This is a genomic window from Frankia sp. CcWB2, assembly GCF_977927585.1.
In genome coordinates this window covers 6,646-11,469 of the sequence record NZ_CDWRCM010000154.1, presented here as the reverse complement: position 1 = coordinate 11,469, position 4,824 = coordinate 6,646, and the positions used below count along the sequence as shown (strand labels likewise).

Sequence of the window (4,824 nt, the reverse complement as noted above, 5' to 3'; positions counted from 1 at the left end):
ATGAACTTCCCAAACAGGCCCTAGGTGCGCTGATACAGGACGGTGGGATCCTCGATGGAGACCGGAGCGTCGAGGAGCCTCGACGCCCCCCACAACGGAACGACGGTAGAGATGCTCCGCGGCATCACGGGCTTGGACATCCCAAAGATCGACGACACGGCGGTCGACGACGTGGAGCCGGTGGAGCCGGAGGGGGTAGGCCCGCGGGGCGGATCCCCGGATGCCCGGCCCTCCCCCGGCGTGCCGGGGAGATCGCCGATCACGGCGGTGGCCCCCAGCGGGCCGCCGACCGCGACGAGCCGTCCACCGGCCTGCCCGATCGGCATGCGGGCGGTCGCGACGGTGCCCGGCCTCACCCGTACCAGCTCGCCGTCGATCCACGCTGTGACCGCTCCCGCCGGAGCGGCGAGCACGACGACGCCGGTCGCGCCGGGCGGCACCGGCGGGAGGGAGACGACCGCGTCCGGCGCGGATCCCGCCCCGGCGGCCAGCCCCGTCGGCCCGGAGAGGCCGACCGCCTGGCCGTACGCGTCGAGCCCGCGCGGGTCGAGCGGAGGATCAAGGCTGGTGGCGCCAACCCAGGTGGATCCGCCGTCCGAGCCGGTCGACCGCTCTCCCGCCCGGCCCGACGGTGCGGCCAGTCCGGCGAGCACCGGTGCGTCATCGGCCGATTCGACCAGGACGGCCGAGGCGGCGCCCGCCGGCAGCAGCACGGGCGTGATGATCGCACCGGTGGCGGGCACGACGACGGCCTCCAGGCCGATCGGCGTGTGCCGACCCGTACCCGTGAGGACCGTGATGCGCACCGTGGCCTCCCGCAACGGTGCGGCGAGCACCAGGTGCGCCGTCGAAGACGCGGACCCCGCCGGGACGACGACCCCGCCAAGCAGGAGACGCCGGGCCGGGGCGGAGGTGCTCGGGACAAGGCTCACCGGATCCGCGCGCCCCGCCCGGTCCGCCCCCGGCATCGAGTCCGCACGCGCCGCGCTGGGCCGGTCCGCGACCCAGGTGAGAACCCGGCCGGAGCGCACCTGGACGTCGAGCGCGGTCGCGGCGGCCTCCGGTGCGAGGGACGCGAGTCGCCGGATCACCGCGTGGTCCGGGGGCACGGTGATGTCCTGCGGCGACGTCGCCGGTCCGTCGGAAAGCACCCGCACATTGATCCGGGCTGGTTCAGCTGCCAGATTCGACCAGATCACCACCGGATCCCGACCGGCCACGGTCGATGGTCCGGTGAACCAGGTCCGGGCCCGGGACGGCTCGCAACGCGCCTGAATCGGCCCGACGCCGCCCATTGACCCGACGCCGTCTTTCTCCCGGGCCGTCACGGTGGCCGACAGTCCCCCGGCGGACGCGCCCTGGGCGGTCACCAGGATCGATCCACGGCCGCCCGCCACGCCGGTGACGGCGCTGCCCTCCGAGGGCCGCGGAAGGTCCAGGTGACGCCGGCCGCGGACGTCCATCCGTAGTCCAAGCCCCTCGCTTGGAACCTCGGACCCCATCGTGGACACCCGCACCTGGCCCGTCGGCCCACCGCCGGCAGCCACGTCCAAGCCGAGCGCACGGGCCCGCCCGCCCGGCCCGCCCGGACCGGGTGCCACCAGCGTCAGGTCCGGGCAGGCCAGCATGGCGCCTGACAGGGGCCAGACCCGTCCCTTCCCGGCACCGGCACCACCGGTGCTGGTGCCGGTGCTGGTGCTGGTGCCGGCGAGGAACGCCCCGGTCAGCCCGAGCAGCCCGAGGACCGCCAGCGGCAGCACCATCCGCGAAACGACCGTCCGCGAAACGACCACGACGTGACACGACGGCCGCTGACACGACGGCCGCTCAGCCTTCCCGACCCGCCGCGGCTGCGTTGCAGCCGGGGGAGCCATCCGCCGCGACCTCAGGACTGGGATTCCCAGCAGCACGGGGATGCCCAGCAGGACAAGCGCGGCGAGCGCCGCCGCCTGGCCCAGCACGGCCCGGTGGGGTGAAGCCCGGTCGTGGTCGATGCGGAGCCGACCGCCGTCGGGCGGCAGCCGGAATCCGGCTGCCCAGCCCCACGCCCGGAACGGAGTCAGCGGCCGGCCTTCCAGCCACGCGTGCCATCCGGCATCCGCCGGTACGGCGAGCACCAGGGAGCGTGCCGGGCCGGACCGGGCGGCGAGGGCGGGCAACCGCTCGCCGGAGGCCAACCGGCGTACCGAGGAGGGCGCTGGCGGCAGCGGCGCCGAGAGGAGGAGAGGAGCACCCGGCGCTGTACCGATCGGGCGGGCTGTCCGCTTCGTCGCCGCGGGAGCGGCGTGCCGCGCCACCGGCTCACGACGATCAGCCCGATCGGACTCCATCACCCAGGCCAGGGGTCCGCCCGCCCACCCGGATGCGTCCGGTCGCGGCGCACCGGTCCCACCGGGCTCTCCCGAAGCCGTCGCACCACGGGCCGGAACGGCGGGACGCCAGAAGATCGCCCCCGGGCGGGGACGATCCCGGATCAAGGACGGCGTCGCGTCCAGTCGGGCGACGAGCTGAGAGGCCGAGTCGGCCGTGGGTACGGCGACCGATGTCACGCCCAGAAACGGGAGCCAGCCGGCTGCCCGGCCACCGTTGGCGGCGAGGTCCGCGACCATGTCGGCGAGGAACCGACTGGACCGCCGCGGGGTGCGGGCGCCGGTCTCGGGAAACGTCGGCCCGGACGCGGAGGCCAGGGTGTACCGGATCGTTCTGGCCGAGGCCGGTTGGTGCAGGACGAGGACGCGGGCACCCGGGCCGGCGGCGCGGGTCACGGCCGCGACCGCGCGGGCGAGGCCGGCCCCCTCGACGCCGGCCGGGTTCGCCCCTGTGGTGTCGTCGGGCCGAGATACATCCACGGCCAGGAACCGAGCGGCAAGGATCAGCGGCCCGACGAGGAGGAGCAGCGTCACGGGAAGGACCACCAGCACGGCCGTGCGCCGCCGACGGCCCCGCCCCCGGCCCGCGAGGCGGCCGAACAACCAGCAGGCCAGGCATCCACCGACGAAGCCGGCCACATCGGCACTGGGTCCGCTGTCCGCACCAGCCAGCAGGGCCAGGGAGTACTGGGGCAGCCTAGCCAGGGCGATCGCCGATTCGGCGAGGACGGCGAGGACGGCGACGGGATCCAGCCACAGGTCCGGAAGCACCGGAATGATCGTCGCGAGCAGAGCGGCGATGATCGCGGGCAGCCTGGACCGCGCGGTCAGGAACGCGACGGCGACCAGGCCCGCCCAGGCGATGACCAGCATCGACGGGGCGCAGGCGATGAACCCGACCAGACAGACCGCGAGCGTCCACACCGGCCGGCCCGGCGCCCCGCCGACGCCAAAGCCAAAGCCAAAGCCGGAGCCGTCCCGCCGGTCCCGCAGGACCGCGTCGGCGGCGGCGAGCACCAGGGGAAGGCCGATCACCGCGCCCACGGTGTCGGTGCGGCCGGCGAGGACCGACCCGGTCATCACCGGGTTCAACCCGTAGCCGGCGGCGAGCCCGAACCGGGCGAGCGGATGTGGTTCCAGCCGGGCGAGCGCCCGGTAGGCGCTCAGGCCCGCGAGCGCCGGGCCGGCCGCCAGCAGGATCCAAGCGGCCGGCGCCGGCCTCTCCCCCAGCAGAGTGGCCGCCGCGGCGAACAGCGCGGTGAAAGGGGGTGCCGGCCCGGGACCACTCAGAGGTCCATCGGGCGCCCCCGCCCATCCGGACCACACGGCCGACCACAGGTTCCGGCTGCCGGTCGGGAGCGGCAGGCCCCCGCCGAGCATGTCCGCCGGCATCCCCCGCATGGCCAGGAGCCCGACGGCACCCAGCAGGGTCGCCAGGGTCATCGGCGGCCAGGCCGGCCGGCGCGGGTGCGCATCCGGTCTGGGCCCGGTGACCACCAAGGTGGTGTCGGCGACGTCTTCGGCGGCTCCGGCCCGATCGAGGAGATCCTCGGCGCCGGCTCCGCGCCGCCACGGCAGGCGGCGGGCCGGGAACAACGGGCGGACGGCCCGGTGCGGCACCGCCCACGTGCAGGCGGCGCGCCGACGCATCCGGCGCAACTGCCGTGGCCGCCCCAGCACGGTACCGGCGAGCGTGAGCTCGGCGAGCGCCGCCCGGGGTCGGCCGCGCAGGAGCAGGCCGAGGGTGCGCACGGCCGTTCCGACGAGCAGGGCGACCACCATCGCCGGCAACAGCACCGTCGCCGTGTTCGCCAGCCGGACCCGTAGAGCCCCCGCGCGGTCGGCCGATGCCCCGGGGAAGGCCGAGGCCGAGGCCACGGTCGCCGTGGCCGACGGGACGACGACGACCCGTAGGCCGGCACGGGCCACCCGCCAGCCAAGATCGATGTCATGACCACCATCGAGCTCGGGGTCGAGTCCACCGAGCAGACGCCAGACCACCGCCCGCACGAGGGTGCCCGAACACGCGACGGCGAGGACGTCACGTACCCCGTCACACCGACCATAATCATCATTGCCCGGGCACATTCCGGTATGCCGTCGCCCGGCCCGGTCGACGCTCACCCCGACTTCAACCACCCGGGGTCTCGTCACCGGCCGGGACCGCGCACCCGTCGATCCGGCGGGACCGCCCGCTCCGGCGGGACCGCCCGCTCCGGCCGCCGGGGCGAATTCGGCCGGCCGGGCGGATTCGGCGAGTGGGGCGGATTCCGGAGCGCGGGCGAGCAGTTTGGGACCGAGGACGGCGGCACCCCGGTCCAGCCGGGCGTAGGCCAGCAGGGTGTGCAACGCGCCTGGGGCAGGGATCGCGGTGTCGTCGAGGAGCCAGACGAATCCGTGCTCCGGTAGGTTCCCCAGCCGAGCCAGCCCCACGGCTACGGCGGCGCCGAACGGT

General features: G+C 75.4%; 1 protein-coding gene. It reads right to left on the bottom strand.

The window, feature by feature from the left end; translation table 11 throughout:
* Positions 1-20 precede the first annotated feature (20 nt).
* Positions 21-4,802, bottom strand: coding sequence for a DUF5719 family protein (locus ACY45C_RS15605; protein WP_462188319.1), 4,782 nt, complete (start codon positions 4,800-4,802; stop codon positions 21-23).
* Between the last annotated feature and the right edge of the window lie 22 nt (positions 4,803-4,824).